General features: G+C 63.1%; 16 protein-coding genes. 12 read left to right on the forward strand and 4 right to left on the reverse strand.

The window, feature by feature from the left end:
• Nucleotides 1-105 precede the first annotated feature (105 nt).
• Nucleotides 106-1,443, reverse strand: a complete 1,338-nt coding sequence (xseA, locus tag ACH2DG_RS10670; protein ID WP_395026022.1) for an exodeoxyribonuclease VII large subunit — start codon at nucleotides 1,441-1,443, stop codon at nucleotides 106-108.
• A gap of 556 nt (nucleotides 1,444-1,999) precedes the next feature.
• Between xseA and ACH2DG_RS10675 the strand changes: the two genes are divergently transcribed.
• The 8 genes from ACH2DG_RS10675 to ACH2DG_RS10710 all read left to right on the forward strand — a co-directional run bounded on the left by ACH2DG_RS10675 (nucleotide 2,000) and on the right by ACH2DG_RS10710 (nucleotide 7,614).
• Nucleotides 2,000-2,620: a MotA/TolQ/ExbB proton channel family protein gene (locus ACH2DG_RS10675; RefSeq protein WP_395026023.1), complete on the forward strand. Its 621-nt coding sequence runs from the start codon at nucleotides 2,000-2,002 to the stop codon at nucleotides 2,618-2,620.
• Between the two features lie 18 nt (nucleotides 2,621-2,638).
• Nucleotides 2,639-3,058 carry an ExbD/TolR family protein gene (locus ACH2DG_RS10680; protein WP_395026025.1) on the forward strand — a complete coding sequence of 140 codons (420 nt, stop codon included), beginning with the start codon at nucleotides 2,639-2,641 and terminating at the stop codon, nucleotides 3,056-3,058.
• 54 nt (nucleotides 3,059-3,112) lie between these two features.
• Entirely contained in the window at nucleotides 3,113-4,237 is a 1,125-nt protein-coding gene (gene lpxK, locus ACH2DG_RS10685; RefSeq protein WP_395026026.1) for a tetraacyldisaccharide 4'-kinase, read from the forward strand.
• Between the two features lie 8 nt (nucleotides 4,238-4,245).
• A complete protein-coding gene (locus ACH2DG_RS10690) occupies nucleotides 4,246-4,455 on the forward strand; it encodes a Trm112 family protein (protein WP_395026027.1) in 210 nt (69 codons plus the stop codon).
• A 210-nt stretch (nucleotides 4,456-4,665) separates the two neighbouring features.
• Entirely contained in the window at nucleotides 4,666-5,304 is a 639-nt protein-coding gene (locus tag ACH2DG_RS10695) for a hypothetical protein (RefSeq protein WP_395026028.1), read from the forward strand.
• A 101-nt stretch (nucleotides 5,305-5,405) separates the two neighbouring features.
• Entirely contained in the window at nucleotides 5,406-6,206 is an 801-nt protein-coding gene (kdsB, locus tag ACH2DG_RS10700) for a 3-deoxy-manno-octulosonate cytidylyltransferase (protein WP_395026029.1), read from the forward strand.
• A 251-nt stretch (nucleotides 6,207-6,457) separates the two neighbouring features.
• A complete protein-coding gene (adk, locus tag ACH2DG_RS10705; protein WP_395026031.1) occupies nucleotides 6,458-7,114 on the forward strand; it encodes an adenylate kinase in 657 nt (218 codons plus the stop codon).
• Between the two features lie 257 nt (nucleotides 7,115-7,371).
• Nucleotides 7,372-7,614 carry a hypothetical protein gene (locus ACH2DG_RS10710; protein WP_395026033.1) on the forward strand — a complete coding sequence of 81 codons (243 nt, stop codon included), beginning with the start codon at nucleotides 7,372-7,374 and terminating at the stop codon, nucleotides 7,612-7,614.
• A gap of 92 nt (nucleotides 7,615-7,706) precedes the next feature.
• Here ACH2DG_RS10710 and ACH2DG_RS10715 read toward each other — a convergent pair whose 3' ends face one another.
• Nucleotides 7,707-8,165, reverse strand: coding sequence for a VOC family protein (locus ACH2DG_RS10715; RefSeq protein ID WP_395026035.1), 459 nt, complete (start codon nucleotides 8,163-8,165; stop codon nucleotides 7,707-7,709).
• An 11-nt stretch (nucleotides 8,166-8,176) separates the two neighbouring features.
• Nucleotides 8,177-9,178, reverse strand: a complete 1,002-nt coding sequence (locus ACH2DG_RS10720) for an asparaginase (protein ID WP_395026037.1) — start codon at nucleotides 9,176-9,178, stop codon at nucleotides 8,177-8,179.
• Between the two features lie 115 nt (nucleotides 9,179-9,293).
• On the opposite strand from ACH2DG_RS10720, the gene lexA reads away from it, so the two are divergent.
• Both lexA and ACH2DG_RS10730 read left to right on the forward strand, forming a co-directional pair.
• On the forward strand, nucleotides 9,294-10,022 hold the full coding sequence (gene lexA / locus ACH2DG_RS10725; RefSeq protein WP_395026038.1) for a transcriptional repressor LexA: 729 nt from the start codon (nucleotides 9,294-9,296) through the stop codon (nucleotides 10,020-10,022).
• Between the two features lie 128 nt (nucleotides 10,023-10,150).
• Entirely contained in the window at nucleotides 10,151-10,687 is a 537-nt protein-coding gene (locus ACH2DG_RS10730) for a hypothetical protein (protein ID WP_395026039.1), read from the forward strand.
• Between the two features lie 307 nt (nucleotides 10,688-10,994).
• Here ACH2DG_RS10730 and ACH2DG_RS10735 read toward each other — a convergent pair whose 3' ends face one another.
• Nucleotides 10,995-11,789: a crotonase/enoyl-CoA hydratase family protein gene (locus ACH2DG_RS10735; RefSeq protein ID WP_395026040.1), complete on the reverse strand. Its 795-nt coding sequence runs from the start codon at nucleotides 11,787-11,789 to the stop codon at nucleotides 10,995-10,997.
• 295 nt (nucleotides 11,790-12,084) lie between these two features.
• Here ACH2DG_RS10735 and ACH2DG_RS10740 point away from each other — a divergent pair, with 295 nt between their 5' ends.
• Nucleotides 12,085-13,008: a Bug family tripartite tricarboxylate transporter substrate binding protein gene (locus tag ACH2DG_RS10740; RefSeq protein ID WP_395026041.1), complete on the forward strand. Its 924-nt coding sequence runs from the start codon at nucleotides 12,085-12,087 to the stop codon at nucleotides 13,006-13,008.
• Between the two features lie 41 nt (nucleotides 13,009-13,049).
• Nucleotides 13,050-13,838 carry an enoyl-CoA hydratase/isomerase family protein gene (locus ACH2DG_RS10745; protein WP_395026042.1) on the forward strand — a complete coding sequence of 263 codons (789 nt, stop codon included), beginning with the start codon at nucleotides 13,050-13,052 and terminating at the stop codon, nucleotides 13,836-13,838.
• Nucleotides 13,839-13,893: the final 55 nt, after the last annotated feature.

The following is a 13,893-nucleotide window of genomic DNA, read 5'->3' on the forward strand; positions in this document are numbered from 1 at the left end:
AGCGTGGGGTCAGCGGTTGCCGACAATCCATCGCATCCAAGTACCGGCATGCCTCGTTCGGATCTAGCCCTGCACCGTTGCACGACAAAGCCGGCAGCCCCACTCTCACACCAGCAAGCGCTGGGTGGCCACCACATCCACACTGCCATCCGCCAGTTCCGCATGCATGGCCTTGCCCGGTGTCGCCTGCGTTACTGAATGGATGACCTGGCCATCCATGCCGGTGAGCAGTGCATAGCCGCGCGAGAGTACCTGCCTGGGGTTGAGCAACTCCAGCCTCGCCCCCAGACGTTCGACATGCTGCTCCTGCCGCTCCAGGCTGCGGGCCACGCTCACCGGAAAAGTGCTGCCCAGATGCTGCACGCGCTTGTCCTGCCCATGCAACTGGCTTTGCACCGCTGCCTGCAGGCGCTGCGCGCTGCGATCGAGCCCCTGCTGCTGGCGATGCACCAGGCCTGAGGGCCGGGATATCTGGCGTGCAGCCATGTCCAGGCGCTGCAACTGGCGGTCAATATGCCGCTCGACCGCGTCGTCCAGGCGCTCCTGTACCAGATCAAGCGCGCCCAGCCACACGTCCCGAGGCTGGCACACCAGCTCGGCCGCCGCCGTTGGCGTGGGCGCGCGCAGGTCGGCACAGAAGTCTGCGATGGTGAAATCCGTCTCGTGCCCCACGCCGCTGATGAGTGGCACCGGGCTTTGCACGATGGTGCGCGCCAGTTGCTCGTCGTTGAAGGCCCACAGGTCTTCCAGCGATCCGCCGCCGCGCACCAGCAGGATGGTGTCGATGGCAGCCGCCGGCGCCTCATCCGTCAAACCCGCATCCAGCGCAATCTGCGCTTCCGCCAGCCGGTACAGTTTCTGTAGCGCTTCCACCATCGATGGAGCCGCCTGCCCCCCTTGCACCAACGCAGGCACCAGCACCACAGGCAGTTGCGGCACACGGCGGCGCAAGGCAGTCACCACATCATGCAGCGCCGCTGCGCCCAGCGAGGTGACGATGCCAACGCCGCGCGGCATCAACGGCAGCGGGCGCTTGCGGGCCGCATCGAACAGACCTTCGGCTTCCAGCTGCGCCTTGAGGCGAAGAAACTGCTCGAACAAGGCGCCCTGCCCGGCACGGCGCATGTCCTCCACCACCAGCTGCAGGTCGCCGCGCTGTTCATACACGCCGAGCTTTCCCACCACTTCCACCAGTTCGCCGTCGCGCGGGGTGAATCCAATCGACTGTGCCGCACGCTTGAACATGGCGCAGCGGATCTGGCCGTTCACATCCTTGAGATTGAAGTAGCAGTGGCCGCTGGCCGCCCGTGAAAAGCCGCTCAGCTCTCCGCGCACCGCCACCGGGTTGAAGCGGGCCGACAAGGCATCGCCCACCGCGCGGCACAGCGCGCCCACTTCCCAGATGCGGGGAGCAGCGGTGGGAGAGGTGTCGAAATCATTCATAAATTGCCTCTAGCGCCCGATCAGCAGGCGCAAACAGCTACATATCCAATAGCGGATTCACCGATACCACACAGAAAGATCGGCCCAGCCTCCACCATCCAGCGCCAAAAAGCAACATCGCACGCCATCACCGTTGGTTTTGCTCGCAACTTTTTCGACGCCCGCCCTTCTGGCCCTCATCCAGACGAGCCGCCGTTCAGTTCCGCACAGGAGCCAGGGCAGTAGTCCACAGAAGGCAAGGCGCCAGGGTACGTCATCTGACCGTCATAGTCTGTAGCGCAAAGCGCCGAATACAGGTGCAACCAGTTGATTTATATATATTTTTATCAGCTTATTTTTTAAGCAATCTAAGAAAAACCCCGTGCTTTCAGCAATTTTTCCGGCTGATGACAGATTGCCCACAAAGTTATCCACACATTCTGTGGAAGACTCGGTCCTCGGCGCCACCGGTATCCGCACCCTGTTGGCTGCAGGCCGCGTCCGCCATGATTTTAGGCTGACAGCAAGCCACGTTGCGCCATAATGCATTGCTGAAAAGAACGAGCGGAGAGAGATTTTGTTTTCCATTATTCAAGCCGCAGGCTGGCCGATCTGGCCGCTGATCGCCTGCTCCATCCTGGCCCTGGCGCTGATTGTTGAACGGTTTCTGGCACTGAAGACATCCAAGGTAGCTCCCCCCAATCTGCTGCAGGAGGCGATTTCCGTCTCCTCCACCAGCGTGCCCAGTGCGGAAGTGGTGAACCAGCTGGGACAGAATTCGGCCCTTGGCGAAGTGCTGGCCAGCGGCTTGCGCGCCATCAACAGCGAGCCCCGCATCTCCGAAGCCGATCTGCGCGCCACCATGGAAAGCGCAGGCCGCCGCGCTGCACAGAACCTCGAAAAATACCTCACGGCGCTTGCCACCATTGCGTCAGCCGCTCCTCTTTTAGGACTGCTGGGAACGGTGATCGGCATGATCGAGATCTTCGGCTCCCAAAGCGGCGGCGGCAACAATCCCACCCTGCTGGCCCACGGCATCTCGATCGCGCTGTACAACACGGCCTTTGGCTTGATCGTCGCCATTCCTGCGCTGATTTTCTGGCGCTATTTCCGCAGCCGCGTCGATGGCTACCTCCTGACGCTGGAGCTGTCGGCCGAACAGTTCCTGCGCCACCTGAACAAGCTGCGCCGCGGTTGATCGCCTCAGGAGCCGCGCATGAACTTTCGCCCCCGCACCAAGGAAGAGCCGGAGATCAACCTGATCCCCTTCATCGATGTGCTGCTGGTGATCCTCATCTTTCTGATGCTCTCGACCACCTACAGCAAGTTCACCGAGCTGCAGCTCACCTTGCCCATCGCCAATGCCGAGCAATTGCGCGACCGTCCCAAGGAAATCATTGTGGCCGTGGCGGCTGATGGCCGCTACGCCGTCAACAAGACATCCCTGGAAGGCAAGACCGTGGCCGATATGGCAGCCGCCCTGCGCAGTGCCGCCACCGCAGGCAAGGACAGCGTGATCATCATCAGCGCCGACGCCATGGCGCCCCACCAGGCGGTCGTCTCCGTGATGGAAGCCGCACGCCGCGTGGGCCTGAACCAGGTCACCTTTGCCACCCAATCGGCGGCAGGCAAATAAACGGCGCTGCAGGTCTTCAGCAACGAAGCCCTGCAGTGCTAGCATGCAGCCTGCATGACTGCCCCCCCGCCACACGCCTCCCAGCCCCTGTCCAACCGCCCCCTCTCTGCCCGCATCACCGATGCCTGGCAGCGCAAGGGACTGCTGGCTTGCGCACTGCTGCCACTCTCATGGATCCATGCCGGCCTGGGCGGCCTGCGCCGCAGCCTCTACCGGGTGGGCGTGCTCAAAAGCTGGCACGCGCCCGTGCCGACCGTGGTGGTGGGCAACGTGATCGCGGGCGGCTCGGGCAAGACGCCCGTCACCATTGAGTTGGTACTGGCCTTGCAGGCCAAGGGCTGGCGGCCGGCCGTCATCTCGCGCGGTTATGGGCGAACCACCTCGGGCAACCCTGCTGCGCTGGAAGTGACCGCGCTCAGCGATCCGCGCGAGGTGGGCGATGAACCCCTGCTGATTGCCAGCCGCACCACTGTTCCTGTTTTTGTAGCAAAAAAACGTGCAGATGCAGCGCAGGCAGCACTTTCGGCACATAAAGATATTGATGTACTCCTCTGCGACGATGGCCTGCAGCACCTGGCGCTGGCGCGAGACCTGGAGATTGCCGTGTTCAACCGCCAGGGCGTGGGTAACGGCTGGCAACTGCCGGCCGGCCCGCTGCGCGAGCCCTGGCCACGCCCGCTCGATATTGCCCTGTATGCAGGCGAACCACCCGCCAATCTGTTGCGCAGCGGTGCTGCAGTCTGGCCTGTAGAACGCCAGTTGGCCGATTTCGCCATTGCCAAGGACGGCCGCCACATTCCGCTGGACAGCCTGCGCGGGCGCCGCATCCACGCAGTGGCCGCCATTGCCTACCCGCAGGAATTCTTTGCCATGCTGCATGCGGCCGGACTGCCGCAGGCGCGCAGCGACGCCCTGCCCGACCATGCCGACCTGACCGATCCCCAACTGCTGACCCGGCTGGGGCTGGCAGATTCCGCAGCAGCCGGTGCAGCACCTACAATGGAGGAGCCCGTGTTGCTGTGCACCGAAAAGGACGCAGGCAAGCTGTGGCACATCGCGCCGCAGGCCCTGGCTGTGCCACTGCAGGTGGCGATTGCTCCCGCCTTTGCCCAGCACGTGCATGAGCGCCTGATGGCCTTGCCAACCGCTCCGCACACCCCCCAACCACAGAAGGATTGATTGCCGTTATGGACCCGAAACTGCTCGAACTGCTGGTGTGCCCGGTCACCAAAGGCCCCCTGCGCTACGACCGCGAACGCCAGGAACTGGTATCGCGCAGCGCCCGCCTGGCCTACCCGGTGCACGACGGCATCCCCGTGATGCTGGAGGTCGAAGCCCGCCCGCTGACCGACGATGAGATCGATGCCATCGCAGCAGCCCCTGGCGAAAGCGCCTGAACCGCGCCTGCCCCCCGCCGCCCCGGTAAGCAGGCACTTGCCACTGCTGCTTCATAGGCCAATCAACGGCCTGCACTCATGCGGGAGCGTGGCTCCGGAAAATCCCTAATACACAGTTTTTTTCAGTTAGTCACAATTCGTTGACATTTTCGTGACACATCCAACCGCCCACTAATGGCGGGATGGCTTTTTCACCGACAGCGAATTGCCATGCAAACCCTCATCCTGAAAAAGACCGACAAGGGCCTTGAGGCGCTACGGGCACGCGACCCCGCCCTGCCTCCTCGCATGCGTACGGCTTTCATCCTGTTCGATGGCAACAAAAGCGTCGAACAGGTGATTGAGCTGCTCCCCGGCAACACGGGCCGCCTGCAACTGCTGGAAGATATCAAGCTGCTGATCCAGCAGGGCCTGCTGGAATTGCTGCGCCCGGCCCAGGGTGGCGAAGTGGGCGGCTGGCTCAACCATCCCTCCGACGCACCCGGCGCCACCCATGAGCCGGCGGCCTCAACCTCTGCCTCTGCGGCCCCTCCGCCCTCCCTGGCTGAAGAGCGCCAGCAGGCAGCACGCCACACCATTGCACCGGCACAGGTCAGCGATCCGACAGACCGCTACATGAAAGCCTATCCAGTCGCCAGCCAGTTGGTGAGCGAGCTCGGGCTCAAGGGTTTCCGCCTGCAACTGGCCCTGGAAAAAGCCCAGGGTTACGAAGGACTGGTGGCTTTGCTGCCGCGCCTGCGCGAGACCATCGAGGCCAAAAAGCTGCGCGCGGTCGAAAAAATCCTGCTGGCACCCGATGCCGTGAGCGTGCCCGCGAGCAATGCGCCCACGCCGGCGATCATTCCCTGATCGGGGAGCGCTGCCTCCGTCGCTACAATGGCCTCTCGCCTCTGGGTTGCATCCGTCGGGTGCAACCCTTTTTGTTTTGCTCCTCTACAACCCGGCACACCATGGCAACCGTCTCCACACCTGCGCCTTTCACCGTTCTGATTCCCTCGCGCATGGCGTCATCGCGCCTGCCCGGCAAGCCTCTGGCTGATATCGGTGGTCTGCCCATGGTGGTACGGGTGGCCCAGCGCGCGCAGCAAAGCAATGCCCAGCGCGTGGTGGTGGCCGCCGACGATGCACGCATTCTGGAGGCCTGCAAGGAGCATGGCGTGCAGGCCGTGCCCACATCCGCAGACCACCCCAGTGGCAGCGACCGGCTGGCCGAAGCCTGCCAACGGCTCGGCCTCACGGGGGACGACATCGTGGTCAACGTGCAGGGCGACGAGCCATTGATCGCACCCGGACTGATCGATGCCGTCGCGCAGCTGCTGACCGACCGCCCCGAAGCCAGCATGGGCACCGTGGCCCACCCCGTGGCGGATCTGGAATCGCTGCTCAACCCCAATGTGGTCAAGGTGGTGCTGGATGCCAAGGGCCTCGCCGCCTATTTCAGCCGCGCGCCCATCCCCTGGGGGCGCGAGCACGTCAATGCCAGCTGGTGGAAGAACCCCCATGCCACCGGCACGCCCGGGTTCGCCCCGCTGCACCATATGGGCCTGTACAGCTACCGTGCCAGTTTCCTGCAGCTCTTTCCCACGCTGACCCAGGCGCCGACCGAGCAGATCGAAGCGCTGGAACAGTTGCGCGCCCTCTGGCACGGCTACCGCATTGCCGTGCACACCACGCAGGGCCAGCCAGGGGCAGGAGTCGACACCCCGGAAGACCTGGTGCGCGTGCGCCAGTTCTTTGCCTCCCAGATGTGATCTGGGCGCCAGAGCCTGCGCCAACCCGCAGCACCGGGCAGCTCAGATGCAAGCGCCTCGTAAGCAAGACGGTGCATGCTGAGAACCCGTTTCAAGGCAGGGTAACATTGCACATTCGGAGACACTACATTAGCTTGCATTTTGGTGACAATCCCCTGATGCGTGATATGCTCAAGCCCAGTTTTTTTGTGTAAAAGCGGGCTTGGCGGCCCGCTTTTGCCGTGCAAGTTTTCTAATTTCCAAGGACCGTCATGAAACTGATTCTGTTGGGAGCGCCCGGGGCCGGCAAAGGCACGCAAGCCGCGTTCATCTGCCAAAAATACGGTATTCCCCAAATCTCCACCGGCGACATGCTGCGTGCCGCCGTCAAGGCTGGCACCCCGCTGGGCGTGCAAGCCAAGGCGGTGATGGATGCAGGCCAGCTGGTCAGCGACGAGTTGATCATCAACCTGGTCAAGGACCGCATCGCCCAGCCCGACTGCGCCAACGGTTTTCTGTTCGACGGCTTTCCCCGCACCATTCCCCAGGCAGATGCCATGAAGGCGGCCGGTGTCAAGCTCGACTATGTGCTGGAGATCGATGTGCCGTTCGATGCGATCATTGAACGCATGAGCGGCCGCCGCAGCCACCCTGCATCGGGCCGCACCTACCACACCAAGTTCAACCCCCCCAAGGTGGCTGGCAAGGACGATGTGACCGGCGAAGACCTGGTGCAGCGCGACGACGACAAGGAAGAAACCGTCAAGAAGCGCCTCGATGTCTACAGCAACCAGACCCGCCCGCTGGTCGATTACTACAGCAACTGGGCCCAGCAGGACCCAGCCGCCGCCCCAAAATACCGCGCCATCAGCGGCCTGGGCAGCGTCGAGGAAATCACCCAGCGCGCCATTGCAGCGCTGCAAGCCTGATACCCGCCTATCTGTCCTTCACTGCACGGCGATGAGAGGTTTTCAAGCCTTTCACGCCCATGCGACAAGCGCAAGCCACTATCTTTTTGGTAGTGGCTTTTTTTACCCCAAAGCGGCATCGGCGCAACAGCCGCACGGCGGAGCTACAGCACCACACGGTTTCCTGCTGTAATGAGTGCGGCCCGTTCTTGAGCCAGCTCAAGGACAGATGTCTCCCTCCCAAAAGCTCTCATTCCAATAAACGAGGAAAGAATCCCATGAAGTGGATCGTCACCGCCTTTTTGGCACTGGTCTTTGCAGTGCTGTCCTTCAACGCCTTCATCGGCAACAAGCTGGGCACGCACAGCGGCAACCGCATCATCGGCCTGCTCTCCGAAATCTACGGCTGGTTGATGGCCACCATTGGCGGCATCCCGACCGGATTGCTGTTTGCAGCATGTGCCGTAGGTGTTGTGATCGCGGCAGTGCGCGATGGACGCGCCTCCCCGCAGGCGGATTGACCGGCCCGGCGAAGCATTGCACACCAGCATCTTTCTCCGAAATTCCCCGAAAGCAGGCCTGCCAGGCTCATGCTGGTGGCCAGCAGCTCCCATCAGGCCTGGTATATCTCCAGCGGCAAGCCATCCGGGTCGCTGAAAAAGAAAAATTGCCTGCCGGTCATCTCGTCCAGGCGAATCGCTTCACATTCCACGCCTTGCGAAACCAGATAGGTGCGCGCAGCCTCCACCGCCTGCACGGCAATGGCGAGGTGGCGCAGGCCGCAGGCCTCGGGCCGGGACACGCGCGGTGGCGGCGCTGGAAAAGAGAACAGCTCCAGTTGCCCGCCGCCGGGCACTGCAAGATCCAGCTTCCAGGAATCACGGGCAGCGCGGTATTCCTCGGCAATCACGGTGCAACCCAGGGTATGGGTATAAAACGCCTTGGAGCGGGCATAGTCCGATGCAATCAGGGCCACATGGTGCAGGCCGCTGGCCCCCAGAGGATTGCTGATATTTGCTGAAAACTGGCTTGCAGCGCCCAAGGAACAGGCGCTGATCGCTTCTTTTCTCATGGCACCCCCCATCAGCGCAAAGCGCCCAGCAAGGCCAGTTGCAGGCTGACGCGTGCCTTGTAGGGGTTGAGTGCCACGGCCAGGTCGGCGCCCAGATCGGCATGCACCGGCAGCCTGCCGCCGCTGATCACGCCTTCACTGCAGCGGCTGCTGCGCCACACGGGCACGCCCTGGCTGCGAGCACGCGCCAGGGCCGGTTGCAACGCTTCGTGCACCGTGCCGTCCCCGGTGGTTGCCACCACCAGGCCTTGTACACCCTGCGCCAGCAATGCATCCACAGCAGCAGCTCGCGCGCCTGCATGGCTGGTGATGATTTCTACCCAAGGCCAGGCCTCAGGCGCAGGCAAGCTGGGCACAGCGAGAGATGCCTGGGCAGCCGCCGTCACGCCGCCGGGCACCTGGCCGTCGCGCAGGCGCACCCCGTCACTCCCCACCCAGCCGATAGGCCCCTGCTCACCCGATGAGAAGGCCATCAACCGGTGTGGATGCGCTTTTTGCAGCCACCGCGCGCTGTGCAACTCGCCGCCACCCGTGACGGCAACCACTTCGGTCAGCAAGGGCGCGCCGGCGGCAGTGCGTGAGGCTGCAGCAAGTACGGCATCCTTGAGGTTTTGCGGGCCATCCGGCATCAGCGCATTGGCCGGCCGCATGGCGCAGGTCAGCACCACAGGCTTGGGCAGGCGCCCCAGGCAACTGTGCAGAAACCACGCGGTTTCCTCCAACGTGTCCGTACCGTGGGTGATGACGATGCCCGCCACGGCATCGTCGTGCAGCGCCTTGTCGCATGCGTGCAACAGCGCCAGCCATACCGCGTCGTCCATGTCCTTGCTATCGATTTGCGCAAGCTGCTGCGCATCCAGGCTGCCACCAGCAGCCTTTTCAATGCCAGGGATCACTGCCGCCAAGGCCGCTATGGAGAGCTGCGCGGCACGGTATTTACCAGGGTGTTCGGCATCTTCTGCCATACCTGCAATGGTTCCGCCAGTGCCCAGGATCAAAATTTTTTGCTGCAAGGCTTGCCTCTCCGAAAAAACTGGTTAAAAATACAGGTACTGGATTGATGTACAGGTGTCTGAATGCACAGCCCACGGGCGGTGCACCTGGCACCACAGATCACACGGAGATCTTATGCGAGACCACCCCAAACTGACCGCGCGCCAACAAGAAATTCTGGACCTGATCCAGACTGCCATCTCGCGCACTGGTGCTCCCCCTACCCGTGCCGAAATCGCCAGCAAACTGGGCTTCAAATCCGCCAACTCGGCAGAAGACCATTTGAAGGCCCTGGCCCGCAAGGGAGTGATCGAACTGGTCAGCGGTACCTCGCGCGGCATCCGCCTCAACAATGACGCGGTGCGCTCCATCAATGCGGCGCGCGGCACGCGGTTTTCTTCGCCGCTGGCCGGCCTCTCGGCGGGGGTTTCCAGCATGGCAGCCAGTGTGGGTCGCATCGTGCAGGAGCTGGCACCGTTGTCGCTGCCCCTGATTGGCCGGGTCTCGGCAGGCTCGCCCATTCTGGCGCAGGAACATGTAGACCAGACCTACAGCGTGGAAGGCAGCCTGTTCCAGCAGCAGCCCGATTACCTGCTCAAAGTGCGCGGCATGTCCATGCGTGATGCAGGCATCATGGATGGCGACCTGCTCGCCGTCAAATCCACACGCGAAGCGCGAAACGGGCAGATCATCGTGGCCCGGCTGGGAGACGATGTCACCGTCAAGCGCCTGCAGCGCACCAAGGACGGGATCGAGTTGCTGGCCGAAAACCCCGACTACCTGCCCATCGTCGTGCAGCCCGGCGAGCCCTTCGAGATTGAAGGCATCGCCGTTGGCTTGATACGCAACACGATGCTGATGTAGACAGCACGTCAGCAGTAAAAATGTGACCCGGCTTCAGGTAGCGGGCGCCGTGGGAACCATCCCACTGCCCTGAGGCCGGCGTCTGCCATGAGCAATCCTGCTGTCGTTCCCGTACACAAGGAGTTCCTATGCTCGTCGCTGCAGCATTGCGCGCCCTCGCGCCCTTTTCCCTCGTCGCTGGCTCGCCCATCTTCCACATGGTCAGCCGCACCCTGTCCACCCTGCCCGTGCGCCGTGGCCGCAAGGCCCACCGGGGTGCAGCCAATGATGGCCAGCATGCAGCCCAGGTGCACTGCTTTCTTTCGGCATCGTCTGCCGCCCAGCGCAGCACCACGGGACAGATGAGCCTGCTGGATGCCCAGGACGACAAACCCGCCGCTCCGGCGCAAGGCCCTGTTGACCGCCCCATTGACCGTATCCGCCTGCCGCGCAAACCCGCCAGCCGTCGCCGCACCCAGACGACTGCAGTGGCTGCCAGCAATGTCTTTCTTTCGGTGCAGCGCTGCAGTGCCCAGGCCGCCAATGATGCCTCCATCAAACGCTACTGGGCCAAACCTGCCAGCCTGCAGCGCGAGCGCGGCATGCGCTGGGCGATGACTGGCTCGATGGCCGATATCTGCGCGGAATTGGAGCGCCTGGAACGGCTGGAGCGCCAGCACTGCTGAAAAGCCTCAAGCGCGACCGGTTTCCACCTATCGCCACCTGCCATCGCCTGCAACCGCCCATGACAGGGTGGGCAGGGTGACAAAGTGACACAAAGAAGCGCGGGCACCGCGCCCGCTTCTCGTCCGTGCTGCGCTTTGCCCCCGGCTGGTATCGCAATTGCTGCGTTACCCGCTTCGGTCCCGAGGTCTACGGGCCTCTGACCTTTGGCCTCAGTCGCTAGACTTGCTCAACCGGGGGTACCCAAGAACAGATGGCCGCATTGCGCGGCCATCTGTTTTTTCATGTCTGCATGGCTGGCAGACTGCTTCAACCCTTGAAATCCGGCTTGCGCTTTTCCAGAAAGGCGCTGACCGCTTCGCGGTGATCTGCGGTCTGGTGGGCCAGCGCCTGGTAGGCTGCAGACAGCTCCAGAATGGATGCCAGGCTTTGGTGCATGCCTTCGCGCATGAGCTTTTTCGTCATGCGGGTGACCTGCGGCGGGTTGGCTGCAATCTCTTCGGCCAGCGCACGGGCGGCCTGCATCAGCTCGTCATGCGGCACCACCTGCGACACCAGCCCCCATTGCAGTGCGGTGGCGGCATCGATCATGCGCCCGGTCAGCGACAACTCGGCTGCACGCGACATGCCGATCACGCGCGGCAGCAGCCAGGCGCCACCGTCGCCCGGAATGATGCCCACCTTCACAAAGCTCTCGGCAAACTTGGCCTTGTCCGATGCCACACGCAGGTCGCACATACAGGTCAGATCAAGGCCCGCCCCCACGGCAGGGCCGTTCACGGCGGCAATCGTCGGCACCTCCAGATTGAACAGCGCCAGTGGCAGGCGCTGAATGCCCTGGCGGTAGTCTTCGCGGATGCGCATGCCGTCCACGTCGCCAAACGACTGCTCCTGCATGGTCTTGATATCGCCACCAGACGAGAACGCCGGGCCCTCGCCCGTCAGGATCACGGCACGCACCGTGCTGTCGGCACGGATTTTCTCGATGGCGGCGAGAAATTCCTCCACCGCCGTGTTGCCGGTCAGCGGGTTGCGGCGCTCGGGCTGGCACATGGTCAGGGTGACCACATGGCCGGATTGCTCGTACTTCAAGAATGCGCTCATGGCTTGCTCCTCATGCATCGTTTGCCAGCAAGCATACGGGCAAAGCCACTGTTGCAGCGCATATCAGCTGAGAGCAATTTGATATTGGACGCGACTGACAAAACGACCTAGTGTGGTTGCAGGTGCAGCAGCCGCTGCTGCCCTTCTACCCTACAGAGCAGACCACTGCCACCGCTACTTGACTCATGGCAAACAGGAGACAACCACTGTGCCCCAAAACCATTTTCGGAGCCGTTCACGGCGTCACTTTCTGCACCGTGCTTTCTGCCTTGCGGCAGGCGCAGCCACTGCCACGATGGCGTTGCACAGCCAGGCCGCCGAGGCTCCGCTGCGTTGGGTGGTTCCCTACCCGGCAGGCGGCGCCGCCGACCAGATTTCCCGCATTGTGGCCCACGATGCGGGGCAGGCAAGCGGTCAGCCCATCGTCATCGAGAACAAGGGCGGCGCCGCTGGCATGATTGCTGCAGAAACCGTGCTGCGTGCCCCCGCCGACGGCCAGACGTTTTTCGTCGGCTCGAATGCCCCGCTCGTCATCAACAGCGCCATCTACGCCAAGATGAGCTACGACCCGGCCAAGGATTTTGTACCCGTGGCGGGCCTGGGCAAGGCGCCGCTGCTGCTCGTCACCCGCAAGGATCTGGGCGTGCAGGATGCCAAGGGATTGATCGCCAGGGCCCAGCAGGCGCAAAAGGAGGGGAAGACGCTCACCATGGGATCGGCCAGCAGCGGCAACATCACCCATCTGGCAGGCGAATTTGCCAGCGACCGCATGGGCTTCAAGGTGACGCATGTGCCGTTTGCAGGGAGCGCCCCGGCCATCACCAGCATGATGGGCGGTAATGTGGACATCATGTTCGACGCACTGCCCTCGTCGATGCAGCAAGCCATCAGCGGCCGCATTGTGCCGCTGGCCGTGCTGGACAACCAGCGGTTTCCGCAGTTACCGAATGTACCCACACTGGCCGAGCTGGGCTTTGCAGGCACCGAGGCGAGTGCCTGGTTCGGCCTGGTGGCGCGCCAGGGCACACCGCAGGCTGCCATCGACCGCATGAACCAGGCTGTCAATCAGTCGCTGGCCAAGCCCGAAGTGCAGGAAAAGCTGCGTCGCATAGGTGCCCAGCCGATTGCGGCAAGCGCCACAGAATGGGGCCAGTTCATCACCGCCGAGCGCGAGCGCTGGATTCCTGTTGCCAAGCGCCTCGACATCAAGGCGGAATGAGCCTGCACACCGCAGCCGTTTTTCTCTCTCCAAGCCACGCCATGACATCCTTGACCCTGACCATGCACGGCAGTACCGCCGTGCTCACCATGAACCGCCCCGAAGCCCGCAATGCGCTCGACCAGAGCATGCGCGAGGAGTTCACCCGCCTCGTACCCCAGATCCGTGACGACCGCGCCATCAAGGCTGTGGTGCTGACCGGCGCGGGTGGCCATTTCTGCGCGGGTGGCGATATCAAGAGCATGCAGGCCACAGTGGCTGGCAAGCAGGATGTGTTTGACAGCCGCAACCGCATGCTGGGCCTGCACCGCTGGTTTGACGAGCTGCTCGATCTGGAAAAGCCTGTCATCACCGCCGTGCAGGGCAGTGCCTTTGGCGCGGGCCTGTCACTGGCCCTGGCAGGTGATTTCGTGCTGGCTGCGCCCAGTGCCAAGTTCTGCTGCGTATTTGCCAAGATCGGCTTCGTGCCGGACCTGGGCGCCATGCATCTGCTGCCGCGCCTGGTGGGCTTGCAGACCGCCAAGGAACTGGCCTTTACCGCCCGCGTGGTGGGTGCCGAAGAGGCGCAGCAACTGGGCATGGCCTACCGAGTGACGAGCGAGGATGTGCTGGCCGATGCCATTGCCTTTGCCGAGCGCTTTGCCAGTGCCCCTACCGAAGCCATTGGCTACACCAAGCGCGTGATGAACCATGCCTTCGAGAGCCAGCGCGCCGAGGTGTTCCAGCAGGAGGCGCTGGCCCAGACACTGTGCCGCGAAAGCGCCTTTCACCAGGAGGCCATCCAGCGCTTTGTCAGCAAACAGCCTGCGCTGTACCAATGGCAGGACTGAACCTCACTCACTATGAAAATAATAGCTGCTGGCGCTTGATGGATAAGCGCCAGCA

Source organism: Comamonas odontotermitis (assembly GCF_040396735.1).
GTDB lineage: Bacteria > Pseudomonadota > Gammaproteobacteria > Burkholderiales > Burkholderiaceae_C > Comamonas > Comamonas odontotermitis_C.

What these genes read in the sequence shown, in the direction of transcription:
- lpxK (WP_395026026.1), top strand. Translation starts at nt 3,113, where the DNA reads ATGACTGCCCCCCCGCCACACGCCTCCCAGCCCCTGTCCAACCGCCCC.
- ACH2DG_RS10680 (WP_395026025.1), top strand. Translation starts at nt 2,639, where the DNA reads ATGAACTTTCGCCCCCGCACCAAGGAAGAGCCGGAGATCAACCTGATC.
- ACH2DG_RS10695 (WP_395026028.1), top strand. Translation starts at nt 4,666, where the DNA reads ATGCAAACCCTCATCCTGAAAAAGACCGACAAGGGCCTTGAGGCGCTA.
- adk (WP_395026031.1), top strand. Translation starts at nt 6,458, where the DNA reads ATGAAACTGATTCTGTTGGGAGCGCCCGGGGCCGGCAAAGGCACGCAA.
- xseA (WP_395026022.1), bottom strand. Translation starts at nt 1,443, where the DNA reads ATGAATGATTTCGACACCTCTCCCACCGCTGCTCCCCGCATCTGGGAA.
- ACH2DG_RS10690 (WP_395026027.1), top strand. Translation starts at nt 4,246, where the DNA reads ATGGACCCGAAACTGCTCGAACTGCTGGTGTGCCCGGTCACCAAAGGC.
- ACH2DG_RS10715 (WP_395026035.1), bottom strand. Translation starts at nt 8,165, where the DNA reads ATGAGAAAAGAAGCGATCAGCGCCTGTTCCTTGGGCGCTGCAAGCCAG.
- lexA (WP_395026038.1), top strand. Translation starts at nt 9,294, where the DNA reads ATGCGAGACCACCCCAAACTGACCGCGCGCCAACAAGAAATTCTGGAC.
- ACH2DG_RS10740 (WP_395026041.1), top strand. Translation starts at nt 12,085, where the DNA reads ATGGCGTTGCACAGCCAGGCCGCCGAGGCTCCGCTGCGTTGGGTGGTT.
- ACH2DG_RS10735 (WP_395026040.1), bottom strand. Translation starts at nt 11,789, where the DNA reads ATGAGCGCATTCTTGAAGTACGAGCAATCCGGCCATGTGGTCACCCTG.
- ACH2DG_RS10745 (WP_395026042.1), top strand. Translation starts at nt 13,050, where the DNA reads ATGACATCCTTGACCCTGACCATGCACGGCAGTACCGCCGTGCTCACC.
- ACH2DG_RS10710 (WP_395026033.1), top strand. Translation starts at nt 7,372, where the DNA reads ATGAAGTGGATCGTCACCGCCTTTTTGGCACTGGTCTTTGCAGTGCTG.
- ACH2DG_RS10730 (WP_395026039.1), top strand. Translation starts at nt 10,151, where the DNA reads ATGCTCGTCGCTGCAGCATTGCGCGCCCTCGCGCCCTTTTCCCTCGTC.
- kdsB (WP_395026029.1), top strand. Translation starts at nt 5,406, where the DNA reads ATGGCAACCGTCTCCACACCTGCGCCTTTCACCGTTCTGATTCCCTCG.